This is a genomic window from Aliivibrio fischeri (assembly GCF_009727955.1).
GTDB lineage: Bacteria > Pseudomonadota > Gammaproteobacteria > Enterobacterales > Vibrionaceae > Aliivibrio > Aliivibrio fischeri_A.
Genome location: NZ_WOBR01000008.1, coordinates 110,300 through 127,712, shown reverse-complemented (window position 1 = coordinate 127,712; position 17,413 = coordinate 110,300). Strand labels below are relative to the sequence as shown.

Here is a 17,413-nt window from a genome sequence, read left to right as displayed (position 1 = left end):
CTTTTTTATTAAGTTAGTGTAGATATGTAACGGATTTAGGGGACAACGATGCCCTAATTTAATAGGGACACCGTTGAGGTTGGTACGTTGAAAAGAGTGAATTACATATCTTCAATGTCGATTTCGATTGTCTCAACTGCGGCATCAAGTACTGCTTTGGTATCTTGACCTTGAGCGATTTGAGCTAGAGCCGTTTTCATCGGGCCCCACACTTTCATGAACTCAGGAATGCTTGGCATAGGTTGACCAATGTTCGTTGCATCGAAAATAGCTTTATGCAGTGAGCCTTCTTCGTACTTAACAGAAAGGCTAGGTGATACTTCACGAGTCATTGAGTACCATTTTTGTGCATTTTCTGGTGTTGCCATAAACTTAATAAAGGCATTTGCACCATCTTTGTTGCTGCTGTAGCCGTTAATTGTCATGCCTTTTGTGCCGGTAAGGGCTTTATATGGATGACTGCCATCCCAGCTAGGAATTGGAGCTGCACCAACGTTTATTCCTGATTTTTCAATATCAGCAATTGCCCAAGGACCATTGATGATGGCTTTTAGCTTACCTTCCATGAAGTATTTCATCATGATGTCATAAGCAACCGTGTCATCTTGCATTAGTGTCCAGTGGCCTACGCCACTCTTGTAAAGGCTTTGAGCTGCAAGGCCGGCTTTAATTGAGCCTTCGTTGTTCAGACCAATATTTTCAGGATTATTGTCTTGGAAAATGTAACCACCATTAGTCATGAATAGACCACCAGTGAAGTAGAAGTCTGTGAACTTAGCAGCCCATTCTGATGGTGGGATTTCTTTTAATGTTTTTGGTACTTCAGTCACCATGTCTTTGTTGTAAAGGAACAGAGTCGTATCTGTCGACATTGGTAGCATGTACGTTTGACCGTTATACGTTGCAGCATCCGTCGCTGCTTTAGTAAAGCCATTGATAGTAAAGTTAGCAGGAGTGATCAAATGTTGGTCCGCAAGCTCACCGATACGGTCATTTGGGATCATGAAAATATCAGCAATATTGCCTTTTTGCGTTGGTAGTGCTGCCAGTAAATCGAACATACTTGTTGCAGCAACTTCTACTTTAAAGTCTTTACCTTTGTTGAACTGCTCAGCTAATTCAGTGAAGTAAGGTACATAGCTTTTTTCTACGCCGATAACGATATTATCTGCAGCCATTGCAGTGCTTGAAAAGAGTAGTGCAGCTGATACGGCAAGCGATATTTTCTTAATCATTTGATTTCTCCTGAAAAGGGATAAAGTATTTTGAATCAATAAAATTACGTGAGTAAAGGTAGCTTTATTGTTATATCAATGAGTTACCTTTGATTTAATCGATACTCCCCAGAGTGCTCCCTGCGATGTATTTCATGCCTAAACGCTATCTATAAAAGAGTGTTGAAAGCGTCGACTGAATGTTTATTGAGGCTAATAATAGGAGGTCGTTGTGATAGGGTGAAATGCTATTTATGCGAGTGAGCCATAGATAAAATGCATATCACATAGATAAATGTTATCTACTAAACGATAAGAGAGGTATTTCAGCGGTTAGATAAGTTAAAAAACGTGAAGGCTATAACAGATTGTAGGGTGAGATGAAAAAAGCCCAACTCGATAATCGGTTGGGCTTAATTTTTATAAGTGAAAAATCAACTGAATTACAGCTGAAACTGTTCAAGTCTGGCTTTTAGATTATGAGTTAAACGGCTGATGTCCTGACAAGCAACTGCCGTTTGTGACGCACCTTCTGTCATTTCAGAAGAGGCCGTATTAATGTACTCAACACTTCGATTTAATTCTTCTGACACTGAGTTTTGCTCACTGCATGCGGTTGCTATGTGAGTGCTCATTTCTGCAATACTATCCACGGTATGTTCAATTTCACTGATTTGTTCACCCGCTTCATTTACTTGATTCACACATAATGAAATACCTTCTTGGCAATCACGACTTGATTGACCAATTTTATGAGTGTTTTCTTGTAGCTGGCTGATGATATCAATAATCTGAGTTGTTGAACTTTGTGTTCTTTGAGCAAGAGAGCGTACTTCATCAGCTACGACCGCAAAGCCTCGACCTTGTTCACCAGCACGAGCTGCTTCAATAGCCGCATTAAGTGCAAGTAAGTTAGTCTGCTCTGCAATACCACGAATAACATCAACCACCATATTAATGTTATTTGAGCTGGTTTCTAACTCCTGAGCAAGTTCATCTGACGTTTCAATTTGCTTAGAAACCGTTGAAATCACTTCAATGGTTTTTCTAAGAGTGTCATTACCGATTTTCGCTAACTCTGATGCAGAGTAAGCAGAAGTTACTCCGGTTTCTGTATTTTGAGCAACTTCATTAACCGCAGCTTGCATCTCAGTCATAGCTGAAGCAACAGAGCTTAATTCCATTTGCTGAGTTTGCATTCCTGATGCGGTTTGAGATGAAATCGCACTGACTTCTTCAACAGCTGTAGTTAGCTGAATAGTAGAGTCATTTATCTCAGATACTAACGTGTTTAGGTTGGTTTGCATTGTCACCAACTCTTTAAGCAAAATGCCTAATTCATCTTTTGTTAGCTCTTCTTCATTAATGCGGTTATTAAGCTGTCCGCTGGCAATTTTTGATGCAAACTCTAAGGCACGGTCGATTGGACGACAAATAATTCGGGAAAGAAAAAGAGAAGATAAAATGATGGTTGAAGCAATGAACAGTGCTCCGATCCCGGTACTATAAAGCATAGAGTCTGCTTCTTGTTGTACATCGTTACTTATTTGATTCACAGAGACATCATTAAGAGCCAGCGTATCATCCAAGCTTGTTAGTGCCTTACTGTAGGTGCCAAAGCTGGATAGTACCACTTCATTAGCTTGGGTAGTGTTACCTTGGCTCAGTAAATTATTGTATGAGTGAGTTTCTTTAATGTATTGATTCCAAGTTTCTTTAAATATTTGAAAAGAAGCTCTTTCTTCAGAACTTAATGCCAAAGATTCATAAGATGAAATTCCAGTTTGAACATCAGCTCTCCATTGGTCTAAATCTTTTAACCAATCATTAATGCTTGAATGCCCGGCATTAGGTAGGAGTGAAAATTCATCTTTTCGTACTTTTGTTATATCAACTTGAATTCCTTTTAACAGAGAAATGGAAGCCAAGCTTTTATTGGTGATGGTCGAAACGTTGTCATTAAGGCGTGATAAATTAAGTATTATCAATACACCTACAATTGAAAAAATGGCAAAAACAATTAAGTAACTTCCCCATATTTTCTTTACTACACTTAAATCTTTTATCTTCATAGCTGCATACCTTAGTTATAACTCACTATTTTAAAAGGTTAATGAATTGTCTAACTAATATATCGACTGGTTAAAATAAAGCCTTAATGATATTTATATAAATAATGATTCAACTGAGGAAATGATGCGAAAGATGTGAGGGGAGTCAACTTACAGATACAAAAAAGCCCAACCTCTTTCGAAGTTGGGCTTTTCCAAACGTTTGGTGGAGCTGGGGGGATTTGAACCCCCGTCCGAAAATCGTTCACCGTTGGCGCTACATGTTTAGTCGATCTTTAATTTCACCGTAAAACTGCGAACCGACACGCTATCTTATGGCTATCCTGAATTATAATTCGAAGTTCATCTCTCAGGCGGGAGAATCCGTTCTAGCTCGTTTGGGTTTGATCTCCTGTTATTCCCCGTCTTACAAGCGGAAGCTAGGGCAGGAGAGCTCTCAGCAGGTTATTAAGCTGCTAGTGCGTAGTTTTCGTCGTTTGCGACTATTTTTTTGCGGCTTTTTACGTGGCCAACCGCCCCACGACATGCTCCTCGGGTTTCAAAATTCCCGTCGAATCCTGAATCAGCCCCAAAGTTTTGTTACCAGATGATATTAACAGAAAAACAGCGTCTGTCTAGCTAGTATCAATCTAACTGGTTGAAATTAACGCAAACTACTCTTCATAATTCGTGCTTTATCTCTGTTCCAGTCTTTTTCTTTTGAATCTGTACGTTTATCGTGCAGTTTTTTACCTTTAGCTACGCCAACTTTGATTTTCGCCCAAGAACGAACCCAATACATTGTCGTTGCAACCAGTGTCATACCTTCACGATTTACACGGCCAATAAGGTTATCAATTTCTTTACGGCTCATCAGTAATTTACGAATACGAGTTGGATTCGCTACAACGTGAGTCGATGCTGCTTGTAGTGGCGTGATTGTCATACCACTAATAAAAATTTCGCCATCGCGTACGTAAACGTAACTTTCAGCGATGTTCACTTTACCAGAACGAAGAGATTTAACTTCCCAGCCTTGGAGTTCAATCCCAGCTTCGATTTCATCATCAATGAAATATTCGTGGCGAGCTTGCTTGTTCATAGCAATGGTATTACTGCCCGCTTTATCTTTTGATTTTTTCTTTGCCATAATGCCCGCATTATACGTTATTAGTTGAGAGTAGGGGAAGTAGTTTGGCTCTTAACATCAAGATGGTATGATGCTTACCTCTATAATGTAAAGGATAATTTATGCCTCAGGTTAGCCGATCTGCATTAGTGCCGTTTAGCGCAAAGCAGATGTACGATTTAGTCAATGATGTTGCGTCATACCCTCAGTTTTTACCTGGTTGCTCAGGTTCTAAGATCTTAGAGCAAACAGAAAGTACAATGGTAGCGTCTGTTGATGTCGCAAAAGCGGGCATAAAGAAAACATTTACAACCAAAAATACCTTAATTGACTCTGAAATGATTGGAATGAATCTTGTCGATGGTCCATTTAAATCATTAACTGGCGGTTGGCATTTTATGGCACTCGATGAAACCGCTTGTAAGGTTGAGTTAAAGTTAGATTTTGAATTTTCCAATGCGTTAGTTGCGATGGCGTTTGGGAAAGTGTTCCAAGAATTAACTAATAATATGGTGAATTCATTTACTCAAAGAGCGAAGCAAGTATATGACTGTAATTAACGAAATGATCCACGTAGAAGTTGTTTATGCTCTGCCAGCGGAACAAGTGGTATTTAAATTAGCGGTAAAAGCAGAGCAAACCGTAGAAGAGATCATTGTTCAATCTGGCGTATTAGAACGTTACCCTGAGATTGATTTAAAAGTGAATAAAGTCGGTGTGTTTAGCCGTAACGTTAAACTAGATGCGACAATTCGAGATAAAGATCGCATTGAAATCTATCGCCCACTATTAGCTGATCCAAAAGAAATTCGTCGTAAAAGAGCTGAGCAAGCTAAGAAAGAAGCGGCAAAAAAGTAATTTCAATAATAAACAGATAATTAGTTATAGAAATAAAAAACCGGATTTCGTTAAACGAGATCCGGTTTTTTTGTGTTTGAAATACGGTGAGGAAATTAAAGTTTCTCGAAGAAGCTGTCACTCATCGGGAAGTCGCCTTCCATATTGGTTAGGTTACCATTGTCATCAAAGTGAACGATTAAGTTCTTTTGAATGGATTTTTCGTGACCATGAGTAAAGTGATAGATGTAGTACCACGTATTTGGATAACCAGACTCAACAAGCATTGGTGAACCCATTACAAACTGTACTTGTTGTTTGGTCATGCCAAATCGCAGTTTGTCGACAGCTTCTTGTTCAACGTAATTACCTTGGGCAATATCGATTCGATATACCAATGGCTCTAATAACGAGCAACCACCCAGTAGTCCAACAGCGAGGGGTAGAGCAATGATCCATTTTTTGAATTGCATAGTTCGTACAGCTTTAGCCTTTTAAATAATTAAACAGATGATAAACAAGCTGACCTAAGAAGTAAAAAGGTTAAGCGTGTTCTAGTGTGTTTTGACCCTAAATTTTGAATCTAGTTGCATTGATTCTTTCGATTTTAGTGATTACTTTCATTAAAAAAGCCAATATTAATAAAATAATATTGGCTTTTTGAGTCGATAAACGAATGCTGTAGATATTAAGCCGCGTTCAGTAATTCTTTTGCGTTGGCTAATGTGTGAGCAGTAATTTGAGTTCCGCCAAGTAAGCGAGCTAGCTCTTCTACACGTTCTTCTAAGTTTAATGCTCGCATTTGGGTTTCCGTTTTACCTGATTTTGTATGCTTAGCAACAAACAGTTGGTTATGACCACAACCTGCAACTTGAGGTAAGTGAGTTACGCACAACACTTGGGTTGATTCACCTAGAGTGCGTAGCATTTTACCTACAACTGCCGCAGTTGGTCCGCTAATACCCACATCAACCTCATCGAAAATCAGGCTTGGTGTATCGACTTTTTGCGCTGTAATCACTTGAATAGCCAGTGAAATACGTGATAACTCACCACCTGAAGCCACTTTAGCAATAGGCTGCAGTGGTTGTCCCGGGTTTGTGGATACCTTAAAGCACAAGGTATCGATACCGAGAGGTGAAATCTTCGTATGTGCATCACTTTCAATTTGAATGTCGAATACCGCTTTTTCCATGCTTAAAGTTTGCATGCTGTCGGTAATTTTGTTGTTTAATTCTTTTGCGTAACGTTGACGACTTTTCGTTAACTTATGTGCTGCTTCTAAGAAGTGTTGTTTTAGTTCTTCCACTTCTTGTTCACGCTGTTCACGTTTTTCATCTGAGCAATCAAGGCGATCATATTCTGCTAATAACTGTTGGTGATGTTCATATAATTCGTCAGCAAGAACATGATGTTTTTTTGCCATCGACATGACTCGACTAAAGCGCTCTTCAACAAAAGCAATTTGTTCAGGATCAACATCAATATTATCAAGGTAGTTTTTGATTTCATGATTGGCTTCTTCAACCTGAATCATGGCTTCATTCAACATCTCAGATAAAGGAGCAAGTTGAGGATCTAATTGTCCTAATTGTTGAATATGATTATTGGCATATTGCAGTAATTGAAGTGCATTCACTTCATCATTTTCATACAAAATAGAGATGGCTTGTTGGCTGCATTCAACTAATTCACCAGAGTTAGAAAGGCGTTTGTGGTCTTCTTCTAATTGAGTGAACTCTTCTTCACCTAATGCAAGCTCATTCAGCTCTTTTATTTGGTATTCGATCAGCTGTTTTTGAGCTTCGTTTTGTTGACTATGCTTGATCATTTGTTTTAACGCATTGTCAGCTTGTCGCCATGCTTGATAACGGCTGCGAGTTTTATTTAATAATGAAACATGTCCTGCATATTGATCCAACATATTGAGTTGGTATTCAGGTTTCATTAGTTCATGGTGAGCATGTTGGCCATGAATGTTAATCAACAAATGACCTAATGTTTTTAGCTGAGCAGCAGGGACAGGGCTACCATTGATAAAGCCGCGAGAACGGCCTTCTTTGGTAATGACACGACGTAAAATACAATCATTGCCATCATAAAGTTCGTTATCTTCTAACCAACGTTTGGCATTAATGTTGTTTTCTAGAGTAAAAAGAACGGTGATTTCCGCTTTTTCTTCCCCTTGGCGAACCATGGAAGCTTCTGCGCGATCACCAAGACATAAACCAAGGGCATCAATGGCGATGGACTTACCTGCACCAGTTTCACCTGTGATGGTTGTCATGCCTTTGGTTAGATCAAGCTCTAAAGATTTTACGATAGCAAAATGAGTAATTTTAATATGTGCCAACATAAGTCAGTCTCTGCGAAATTTAAAATACTAAAAACACTGTATATAGACACAGTATATACTGTTTCTTTATACAGTAAAGTGAATTTAAATTTTTTGTGACTAACTTAACTTTACTCGTTAGAACAACTTACTTGACCAACCTAGCTTATTTCTAAGTATATGATAGTAGCTATAATCTTTAGGATGGATCAGTTTTAGTCTTGATGGGCTTTGGAAAATATGCACTTCATCACCCGGACTAACAGGCAGAGATACTTGGCCATCGCAGCTGACTTCTAACGTAGTGCGATTTTCAGGAGATATACACAACTTAATGTGACGCTTTCCTTCGACCACCAAAGGGCGGCTTGAAAGTGTATGCGGAAACATTGGTACAATTGAGATGGCATTCAAGTTTGGAGACAGAATTGGACCGCCGCCAGACAAAGAATACGCAGTTGATCCTGTAGGTGTTGAGATAATTAAACCATCTGAGCGTTGAGAGAAAGCAAAAGTGTCATCAATATACACTTCAAATTCAATCATGTGTGCGACTTGACCTGGGTGAAGTACCACTTCGTTAAAGGCTGAATTATGACTTTTGACTTGTCCATGGCGATGAACTTCAGCTTCTAATAAAAAGCGCTCTTCTTTTACAAAGTCACCATTTAATACCGCTTGCAGAGGTTCTTCAAAGTTATCAGGATCAAGATCAGTTAAGAAACCAAGATTACCTCTATTAACCCCAATGACTGATATATCAAATCGAGAGAGTACACGGGCTGCACCTAGCATATTGCCATCACCACCAACAACAATGGCAAGATCAGCTAATTCCCCTAATTTTAATAGATGATTGAAACGGTCAGCTGGAATTTCAGGCAGGGCTTCACGTAAACGGTCATCGAGAAGGACCGTATAATTTTGATCAGTAAGCCAGTGATAAATCGATAAATGCGTTTTTATCGCATTAGGATCTCTTGGTTTACCAATGATAGCAATAACGTTAAAGGCTCTTTTCATATCCATCATCCATCATGAAATGGGGAACAAATGTTACAATTCGTACTATTATGCTTGAATCGCACTATTTAGTCCCCATAATAATGTCAAAGTTTTAATTTGCGTGTAGAGCGACGCCTTGGTTTGTATTAAGATCGCTTTATATAGCTAGTCATTAGCATTCTGGAGAAAGCAGTAATGAGTAACGAAGAAAACAAAGTAAACGAAGAAGCAGTAGTAGAAGAGCAAGTTGAAGCAGTTGGCACAGAAGCCGATGTGGAATGGAATGAATCTGCTGAAGACAGCCAAGAAGCAAAAATTGCAGAACTAGAAGCAGCACTACTTGCTAGCCAAGCTCAAATTAAAGAACAACAAGATACGGTTCTACGAGCAAAAGCAGAAGAGCAAAATGTTCGTCGTCGTGCTGAAGAAGACGTTGATAAAGCGCGTAAATACGCACTGAAGAAATTTGCTGGTGAGCTTCTTCCTGTTCTAGATAACTTAGAGCGTGCTCTTGAAAACGGCGATAAAGAAAACGAAGCAGCAAAAGCACTGCTTGAAGGTGTTGAGCTAACACTTCAAACGTTTGTTTCGACTGTTGAAAAATTCGGTTTAACGGTAATTAATCCAATGGGTGAAGCGTTTAATCCTGAACTTCACCAAGCGATTGGTATGCAAGCAAGCCCAGATCATGAATCAAATACAGTAATGATCGTGATGCAAAAAGGCTATACGTTGAACGATCAAGTATTGCGTCCTGCAATGGTAATGGTTGCTCAATAATTATCACTTTTAAATTTAAATAGTGGTTAAAAATCAAGCGGTTCCAGTTTTGGAATCGCTTTTTTTTGTCTTTTTTTTAAGATGTGATGTCTCTATTTTTAGAATGTGCCTTATAAATAAGGAATGAGCATCAAAGGTTTGTATATTTGTCGTTATTGGTGTCGTTATTTCTTTTGTTTTTTACTACATTTTAATCATCATGGAATGATATGAGTTAACTTAAAGGATATGAAAAAGAATATGAAATTAGCATCAATACTTCTTAGTGCATTATGCTTATATAGTCCATTGAGTTTGGCTGAGCATGTGGTTGCGTCAGACACTTATTCGTCAATGGCCTTACCTAATGATGCCAAACTATATAACGCACCAACAACCTCTGGATGGGCAAGTGGAGCAACGATAGTTCAAGGGATCCCTAGAGGTGATGCTGCCCCTTCATATTGGGCTGATGAGATTATAGATAAAAGCATGACAACGTCTGAACCATGGAGTGGAATGACTCAATGGTTTACGGTTTTTGAAGACCAAAAAAACACATCGAGCAACGTACGTGTGGTAATTGGTGATGCGGACATGTGGTTGCTTCAATCTACCGATGGTTCGATGGACCCATTAGCTGCTGAATGGGTAAATGTTACGGTAACTAAAGCACAAGTTAATTGGGCTGCTTACTATTCTCATAACATCATTAAATACATTGAAGATGTGCCTTATCGTCGCAGTGCTGATGGTTTAAAAGAGTATGAGTTACACCCTGAGCATTACCCATTACATGGCGGTACCAGTAAGGTCGAAATTGATGGTGAAAATGTTCTTGCTGCATTTGTTCGAATGAAAGCTTGGCTTGTACCTGATAAGCCGCAAGGCAAACAAGATGTTGCTACAGCAAAAGTATTGATTAGTACTGGTGCTGACTATTACCCAACAGTAAATACATCCGTTTCACATGGTGATTTATCTAACGCTAATTACCTTCCAGGAGCAGGGGGCAGTCGTTTCCAATATTTAACCACAACACCGACTTGGTACTACATGGGAACGGTAGCTCCTGATGATTTATCCATTGTTGATGATAACAGTCCATACATTAAATCAGGTGGTAAAACCTATTTAACAAAAGAAGAATGGCATAAAAACCCGCCTCCCATTCACTTTGAACCAATGAGTTGTAATGATTCTTATTAGTTAATATGAATTGAAAGTACCTAGAATGATTGAGCCTGACATGATTGTTAGGCTTTTTTTTGTTCAGATGGAAATAAAATTGAATTTTTTTTATTTCATCCCTTGAATTGTGATTTAGCGCCCTTATTAATTAGTCATAGAATGAATTATGGGATTCACTCCCAACCCTTACTCAAGTTGTTTTGGGTAAGTTTGAATAGATAAATTTGGAGATAACCTGATGGGTAAGATCATTGGTATTGACTTAGGTACTACTAACTCTTGTGTTGCTGTTCTTGATGGCGATACGCCACGTGTTTTGGAGAACGCAGAAGGTGAACGTACAACGGCATCGGTAATTGCATACACAGATGGCGAAACTCTTGTAGGTCAACCAGCTAAACGTCAAGCGGTAACTAACCCGCAAAACACGTTATTTGCTATTAAGCGTCTTATCGGTCGTCGTTTTGAAGATGAAGAAGTACAGCGTGATATCGAAATCATGCCGTTCAAAATCGTTAAAGCTGACAACGGTGATGCATGGGTAGAAGCGAAAGGCCAAAAAATGGCTGCTCCTCAAGTATCTGCTGAAGTTCTTAAGAAAATGAAGAAAACAGCTGAAGACTTCCTAGGTGAAGAAGTAACTGGCGCAGTTGTTACTGTTCCTGCTTACTTTAACGATGCTCAACGTCAAGCAACTAAAGATGCTGGTCGTATTGCAGGTCTTGATGTTAAACGTATCATCAACGAACCAACAGCAGCTGCACTAGCTTACGGCCTAGACAAGAAAGGCGGTGATCGCACTATCGCTGTATACGACCTTGGTGGTGGTACATTCGATATCTCTATCATCGAAATTGACAACGTTGATGGCGAGCAAACGTTCGAAGTTCTTGCAACTAATGGTGATACACACCTAGGTGGTGAAGACTTTGATAACCGTCTAATCAACTACTTAGTATCTGAGTTTGAAAAAGAGCAAGGTATCAACCTTAAGAACGATCCTCTTGCGATGCAACGTGTTAAAGAAGCTGCTGAAAAAGCAAAAATTGAGCTTTCTTCTGCACAACAAACTGACGTAAACCTACCTTACGTTACTGCAGATGCTACTGGTCCTAAGCACATGAACGTTAAAGTGACTCGTGCAAAACTAGAATCTCTAGTTGAAGACCTAGTAATTCGTTCTCTTGAGCCATTAAAAGTAGCTCTTGCGGATTCAGATCTATCAGTAGACGAAATCACTGACGTTATCCTAGTTGGTGGTCAAACACGTATGCCTATGGTTCAAGCTAAAGTTGCTGAGTTCTTCGGTAAAGAAGCGCGTCGTGACGTGAACCCTGATGAAGCAGTAGCAATGGGTGCTGCAGTTCAAGGTGGTGTACTAGCTGGTGACGTTAAAGACGTTCTACTACTAGACGTTACTCCTCTATCTTTCGGTATCGAAACGATGGGTGGTGTGATGACTAAGCTAATCGAGAAGAACACAACAATCCCAACAAAAGCGGATCAAACGTTCTCAACAGCTGAAGATAACCAAAGTGCGGTAACTATCCACGTACTTCAAGGTGAGCGTAAACAAGCGACTTACAACAAGTCTCTAGGTCAATTTAACCTAGAAGGTATCCAACCTGCACCACGTGGCATGCCACAAATCGAAGTAACATTCGATCTAGATGCAGATGGTATCTTAAATGTATCAGCAAAAGATAAGTCTACTGGTAAAGAGCAGAAGATCACAATCCAAGCTTCAGGCGGTCTAACAGACGAAGAAATCGAAGCAATGGTACAAGAAGCTGAAGCTAACAAAGACGCGGACAAAAAGTTCGAAGAACTAGTAACAGCACGTAACCAAGCAGACCAAATGATCCACGGTACTCAAAAGCAAATCGAAGAAGCAGGTGATGCACTTCCAGCTGATGAGAAAGAGAAAATTGAAGCAGCAATCAAAGCGTTAGAAGAAGTTAAATCTGGTAACGACAAAGAAGCGATTGATGCGAAAACTCAAGAGCTAATGCAAGCAGCGCAAAAGCTAATGGAAATTGCTCAACAGAAAGCTCAAGCACAACAAGGTGCTGACGCAGGTGAGCAACCTAAGCAAGATGACGATGTAGTAGACGCTGAGTTTGAAGAAGTAAAAGACAAGTAATTTCTTGTCGCTAGAAGGGTTAATTCCTGCGTCGAAAGTACTCATTTACTAACGTGCACTTGTTCGTAAAGAAATGGCATGCTTTCTCCTTGAACTTAACACTTCTAGCTTAAAGAAATCATTGCCTTAGCCATTTAAGAAAAGAGCAAAAGCCCTATATCTTGAATGCTTCGAATGGAAAATATATTGCGGGCGTTGGAGTTTTCTCTACCGCCCGCAAGTTTGTAATATCAACCTGAATATCTAACAAGCAAGAATGAGTTGGTACTTGTTTAGGTTGATATATTATTAGGTCAATCTAGATAATCATTCTCGAACCTGAACCTGATTATCTAGATTGAACTCATGCCGATGGTGCTTGTAACCGGCGGTATCAAAAGAATTGGTGACCAAAGCATGTCTAAACGTGATTTTTATGAAGTGTTGGGCGTAAGCCGTGATGCTTCAGAGCGTGATATTAAGAAAGCCTATAAGCGCTTAGCAATGAAGTTCCATCCTGACCGCAATCAGGGTGACGATACAGCTGCTGAGAAGTTTAAAGAAGTTAAAGTTGCATATGAAATCTTAACTGATGCTCAAAAACGTTCAGCTTATGATCAATATGGCCATGCAGCCTTTGAACAAGGTGGTATGGGCGGCGGCGGCTTTGGTGGCGGCGGTGCAGATTTTGGTGATATCTTCGGTGATGTATTTGGTGATATCTTCGGTGGTGGTCGCCGTGGTGGTCAGCAACGTGCACAGCGTGGTTCTGATTTACGTTACAACATGGAACTGACTTTAGAAGAAGCGGTTCGTGGTTGTGATAAAGAAATTGAAGTACCGACTTTAGTCTCTTGTGATCCATGTGAAGGTACAGGTGCTAAGAAAGGCACATCATCAACAACAACATGTAGTACTTGTCACGGTCAAGGCCAAGTTCAGATGCGTCAAGGCTTCTTTGCTGTACAGCAAGCATGTCCAACGTGTCACGGTAAAGGTAAGATCATTAAAGACCCATGTAATTCATGTCATGGTGAAGGTCGAGTACACAAAACGAAAACACTTAACGTTAAGATCCCATCTGGCGTTGATACCGGTGATCGTATTCGTCTATCTGGCGAAGGTGAAGCGGGAGAGCACGGCGCTCCAGCAGGTGATCTATACGTACAAGTTCACGTAAAAGAGCACAATATCTTTGAACGTGATGGCAACAACTTATACTGTGAAGTACCTGTAAGCTTTACGATGGCTGCATTAGGTGGTGAAGTTGAAGTTCCTACTCTTGATGGTCGCGTAAGCTTAAAAGTGCCACTAGAAACGCAAACAGGACGTATGTTCCGTATGCGTGGTAAGGGCGTTAAAGGCGTTCGTACACACAGTGCTGGTGATTTAATTGTTAAACTTATTGTTGAAACGCCAGTTAAGTTAACTAAACGCCAAAAAGAATTACTGCAAGAGTTCCAAGAATCTTTTGATGGTAAAGATGCGAAAAAGCATAATCCAAAATCAGAAGGCTTCTTATCTGGAGTGAAAAACTTCTTTGATGATTTAACTAAATAATTTAGTTAAATACTAAAAAGAGCAATGATGCTTAGTCAGTATCATTGCTCTTTTTTATACCTGCTATTAATTAACGTCTCAATTATTTGACACCCAATTGATTATTTTTGTTCTCTTTAGCTTAATATCTAACCAGTAAGTTATGGTGGAATTGAATAAAGAGGGATATATGACGTTATTCAAAAGAACGATTTATTTATGTATGTTGGTGCTGTTGAGTTCAACATTTGTAAATGCTGAAATAATGGAAGGTGGTAAGACTGTTCCTAGTTTTGCTCAAGATGCCGCTTCAATTCGTCATACCTATGAAACACAACTCTACACATTACCAGCTTTTAAATCGGGTCATTATGGATTGCGTATGTATCGTCAAACCATGGATCCAAAGTATACCGCTGCGATTTGGTCAGATATGGCTCGTGTGGCAAGTCGTTTGAATCAATTTTCTTCAGAAGTTCATACACCAGAGCAAATCCAAGTTTATGCTCAAAAACGTTTAAATACGTATATTGATGATACGGATGAGCGAAGTGTTTTGCGTTATAACGCAACTAAAGTGATGCCGGAATATTTATACTTAGGTGTCGATTTACTGGGTTCTATGGCTAGAGCGGATGAGTATGGGTTGAAGCATAAGAATGATAAACAGCTAAGAGATATCATTCGTCGCTACGATTTTAAAAAATATGCAACGGATCCTGCGATGATTAAAGCGTGGGCGGCTCAGTTAGCTAATCAAGTATATTGGCTACGTCAACTCGGTGAGCAGGATGTGGTGAATGACTTTGTTGATGCGTTTCGATTAACTTATCCTGATGCTCAAGATGAGCAACTATCTGATCAGCAATTTGGCAATAAGATTTATGGATTAACTCATATCTTATTAGCTGATTCTCAGTATTATCAGCATCCAATTAAAGAGTCTGATCATCAATGGATATACGATTATCTGCGTAAAAATGCCGATACGATTTTAAAAAGAGCGAAAGAAGATATTATTGCTGAAGTTGGTATTACTTTTTTACTTGCAGGGTTAGAAGATGATCCTGTGGTCTATAAAACACAAAAGCACATTCAAAATGTGATTAATCGTGAAAAGAATATGGTGCCATCAACGTCGAACAGCACTAATCTTAAAGAGGGTGAGCATAGGAACGTATTAGCGATCATGTTACTGGATTGGCAAACACCTAATGCAGCTCCAACTATTCAAAATCAACCCAAAATATTCATGAGTAAGCCATACGGCCTTGTGAAAAAGTAAGCTCTGTAAGCCTGATACAAAAATGCCCAGCGATAGTGATATCGCTGGGCATTTTTATTTGGTTCAGAAGAGATGATTACTTTACGCTAGACCTTGGATCTTAACGAATTTTTCTAATAACTCTTCATCTGTTTCTACATTATCTGGATCTGAAATAACGCAGTTACTGATAGGGCAAACTGATTGGCACGTTGGCGCATCGTAGTGGCCTTTACACTCAGTACAAAGATCTGGATTAATTTCGTAAATCTCATCACCCATGCTGATTGCTTCGTTTGGACACTCAGGTTCACACATGTCACAGTTAATGCATTTTTTATTGATCAATAACGCCATTACTTACTTGCCGTGTGGGTTACGAGTATCTTCACCCGTGTGTAAGTTACGCATTAGAAGACCGTATTCTAGATCCACATTTGCAGGTACTGGAATGAAAACAAAGTGGCCATTACCTTTTGCTTCTTCAACAGCTTCACTCTTACGGTTTTCCATTACATCTAGAGTCAGTGTTAGGTTACCTTGTGGTGTCATGATCTCAACAGAGTCACCTAATAGGAATTTATTCTTAACATCAACTTCAGCTAAATCACCGCGACGTTTACCTGTGAATTCACCAACGAATTGTTGAGAATCAGAGATAGAGTAACCGTAATCGTAGTTTTGGTATGCATCGTGTGTGTGACGACGTAGGAAACCTTCTGTGTAGCCACGGTGAGCTAGGCTTTCTAGCGTACCCATTAGGCTTTCATCAAATGGTTTACCTGCAACAGCATCATCAATCGCTTTACGGTAAACTTGAGCTGTACGAGCACAGTAGTAGAAAGACTTAGTACGACCTTCAATTTTTAGAGAGTGAACACCCATTTTAGTTAGACGTTCAACGTGTTGGATTGCACGAAGATCTTTAGAGTTCATGATGTAAGTACCATGCTCATCTTCAAATGCAGCCATTTTCTCTTCAGGACGGTGAGATTCAGAAAGAAGAACTACTTCGTCTGTTGGTTTACCTAAGCCTAGAGTGTTGTCTGGACGTTCGTTTTGAACTTCAACGTCTTGGATCTCAACACCAGTTGGATTAGCTTCAACGATTTGACCATTTTCGTCTTCTTTTGCTGCTTCTGTTTTGTATTCCCAGCGACATGCATTAGTGCACGTACCTTGGTTAGGATCACGTTTGTTCATGTAACCAGATAGCAGACAACGACCTGAGTACGCCATGCATAATGCACCGTGTACGAAAATTTCTAATTCAGTATCAGGGCAGTGTTCACGGATCTCTTCAATTTCTTCTAGTGATAATTCACGAGATAAGATCACACGTTCAACACCTTGGGTAGCCCAGAACTTAACAGTAGCCCAGTTTACAGCGTTAGCTTGAACTGATAGGTGGATAACCACATCAGGGAAAGCTTCACGAACCATCATGATTAAACCAGGATCTGACATGATTAGGGCATCAGGACCCATATCTACGATTGGTTTTAAGTCACGAATGAAGGTTTTTAACTTTGAGTTATGTGGTTGGATATTACATACAACATACAGTTTTTTACCTTGCGCGTGCGCTTCGTTAATACCGATCTGTAGGTTTTCATGGTTGAATTCGTTGTTACGAACACGAAGGCTGTAACGTGGTTGGCCTGCATATACAGCATCTGCACCGTAGGCAAACGCGTAACGCATATTTTTAAGGCTGCCCGCAGGCGAAAGTAGTTCTGGTTTAAACATGATTGCTTCCCAATTTTAGTATTCTGATCTCAAGTCAGTTCATATCACTGAAGATATGAAGGAGGCCGGATTTTACATGGAAAGTGAGGGAAGTGCTAGGGTTGAGGAAGAACCTTATAAATATTTACTTATGATTCAAGTCTACTTATTTGTACATGATTAATTAACGTATGTTTTTATAGAGTCGGTTGTCTAAAATATATTGTTTTAGATTATGC

15 protein-coding genes and 1 other RNA gene are annotated in these 17,413 nt (G+C 39.6%); 7 read left to right on the top strand and 9 right to left on the bottom strand.

Features of this window, described 5'->3' with window-relative positions; translation table 11 throughout:
- Positions 1-101: 101 nt before the first annotated feature.
- The 4 genes from GNP81_RS12385 to smpB all read right to left on the bottom strand — a co-directional run bounded on the left by GNP81_RS12385 (position 102) and on the right by smpB (position 4,415).
- Positions 102-1,235, bottom strand: coding sequence for a sugar ABC transporter substrate-binding protein (locus tag GNP81_RS12385; protein ID WP_005420642.1), 1,134 nt, complete (start codon positions 1,233-1,235; stop codon positions 102-104).
- Positions 1,236-1,657: 422 nt separating this feature from the next.
- Positions 1,658-3,286, bottom strand: a complete 1,629-nt coding sequence (locus GNP81_RS12380) for a methyl-accepting chemotaxis protein (protein WP_155653042.1) — start codon at positions 3,284-3,286, stop codon at positions 1,658-1,660.
- Between the two features lie 203 nt (positions 3,287-3,489).
- Positions 3,490-3,856, bottom strand: a transfer-messenger RNA (tmRNA) gene (ssrA, locus tag GNP81_RS12375).
- Positions 3,857-3,929: 73 nt separating this feature from the next.
- Positions 3,930-4,415 carry an SsrA-binding protein SmpB gene (gene smpB / locus GNP81_RS12370; RefSeq protein ID WP_005420639.1) on the bottom strand — a complete coding sequence of 162 codons (486 nt, stop codon included), beginning with the start codon at positions 4,413-4,415 and terminating at the stop codon, positions 3,930-3,932.
- Between the two features lie 101 nt (positions 4,416-4,516).
- Between smpB and GNP81_RS12365 the strand changes: the two genes are divergently transcribed.
- A complete protein-coding gene (locus GNP81_RS12365) occupies positions 4,517-4,954 on the top strand; it encodes an SRPBCC family protein (RefSeq protein ID WP_005420637.1) in 438 nt (145 codons plus the stop codon).
- Positions 4,941-5,252: an RnfH family protein gene (locus tag GNP81_RS12360; RefSeq protein ID WP_063645217.1), complete on the top strand. Its 312-nt coding sequence runs from the start codon at positions 4,941-4,943 to the stop codon at positions 5,250-5,252. The genes GNP81_RS12365 and GNP81_RS12360 overlap by 14 nt, the downstream gene beginning before the upstream one ends.
- 95 nt (positions 5,253-5,347) lie before the next feature.
- Here the strand turns inward: GNP81_RS12360 and bamE are convergent, their stop codons facing one another.
- The 3 genes from bamE to nadK all read right to left on the bottom strand — a co-directional run bounded on the left by bamE (position 5,348) and on the right by nadK (position 8,589).
- The gene (gene bamE, locus GNP81_RS12355) at positions 5,348-5,704 is read right to left on the bottom strand and encodes an outer membrane protein assembly factor BamE (RefSeq protein WP_011262460.1); all 357 of its coding nucleotides are present in this window, start codon (positions 5,702-5,704) and stop codon (positions 5,348-5,350) included.
- A gap of 215 nt (positions 5,705-5,919) precedes the next feature.
- Positions 5,920-7,587 (bottom strand): DNA repair protein RecN, encoded by a 1,668-nt coding sequence (gene recN / locus GNP81_RS12350; protein WP_005420633.1) that lies wholly within the window; start codon positions 7,585-7,587, stop codon positions 5,920-5,922.
- 117 nt (positions 7,588-7,704) lie between these two features.
- Positions 7,705-8,589 (bottom strand): NAD(+) kinase, encoded by an 885-nt coding sequence (nadK, locus tag GNP81_RS12345; RefSeq protein ID WP_026029291.1) that lies wholly within the window; start codon positions 8,587-8,589, stop codon positions 7,705-7,707.
- A 177-nt stretch (positions 8,590-8,766) separates the two neighbouring features.
- Between nadK and grpE the strand changes: the two genes are divergently transcribed.
- From grpE to GNP81_RS12320, 5 genes are all read left to right on the top strand, one after another.
- On the top strand, positions 8,767-9,351 hold the full coding sequence (gene grpE / locus GNP81_RS12340; protein WP_005420631.1) for a nucleotide exchange factor GrpE: 585 nt from the start codon (positions 8,767-8,769) through the stop codon (positions 9,349-9,351).
- A gap of 240 nt (positions 9,352-9,591) precedes the next feature.
- Entirely contained in the window at positions 9,592-10,539 is a 948-nt protein-coding gene (locus GNP81_RS12335) for a hypothetical protein (RefSeq protein ID WP_196587322.1), read from the top strand.
- A 220-nt stretch (positions 10,540-10,759) separates the two neighbouring features.
- Complete coding sequence (gene dnaK, locus GNP81_RS12330; RefSeq protein ID WP_005420629.1) at positions 10,760-12,664, top strand: molecular chaperone DnaK; 1,905 nt, start codon at positions 10,760-10,762, stop codon at positions 12,662-12,664.
- A 396-nt stretch (positions 12,665-13,060) separates the two neighbouring features.
- On the top strand, positions 13,061-14,203 hold the full coding sequence (gene dnaJ, locus GNP81_RS12325; protein ID WP_155673385.1) for a molecular chaperone DnaJ: 1,143 nt from the start codon (positions 13,061-13,063) through the stop codon (positions 14,201-14,203).
- A gap of 169 nt (positions 14,204-14,372) precedes the next feature.
- The gene (locus tag GNP81_RS12320; protein WP_155673352.1) at positions 14,373-15,467 is read left to right on the top strand and encodes a DUF3541 domain-containing protein; all 1,095 of its coding nucleotides are present in this window, start codon (positions 14,373-14,375) and stop codon (positions 15,465-15,467) included.
- Between the two features lie 81 nt (positions 15,468-15,548).
- Here GNP81_RS12320 and GNP81_RS12315 read toward each other — a convergent pair whose 3' ends face one another.
- Positions 15,549-15,803: a YfhL family 4Fe-4S dicluster ferredoxin gene (locus GNP81_RS12315; RefSeq protein ID WP_005420626.1), complete on the bottom strand. Its 255-nt coding sequence runs from the start codon at positions 15,801-15,803 to the stop codon at positions 15,549-15,551.
- A gap of 3 nt (positions 15,804-15,806) precedes the next feature.
- Positions 15,807-17,195: a prephenate-dependent tRNA uridine(34) hydroxylase TrhP gene (gene trhP / locus GNP81_RS12310; protein ID WP_005420624.1), complete on the bottom strand. Its 1,389-nt coding sequence runs from the start codon at positions 17,193-17,195 to the stop codon at positions 15,807-15,809.
- Positions 17,196-17,413: the final 218 nt, after the last annotated feature.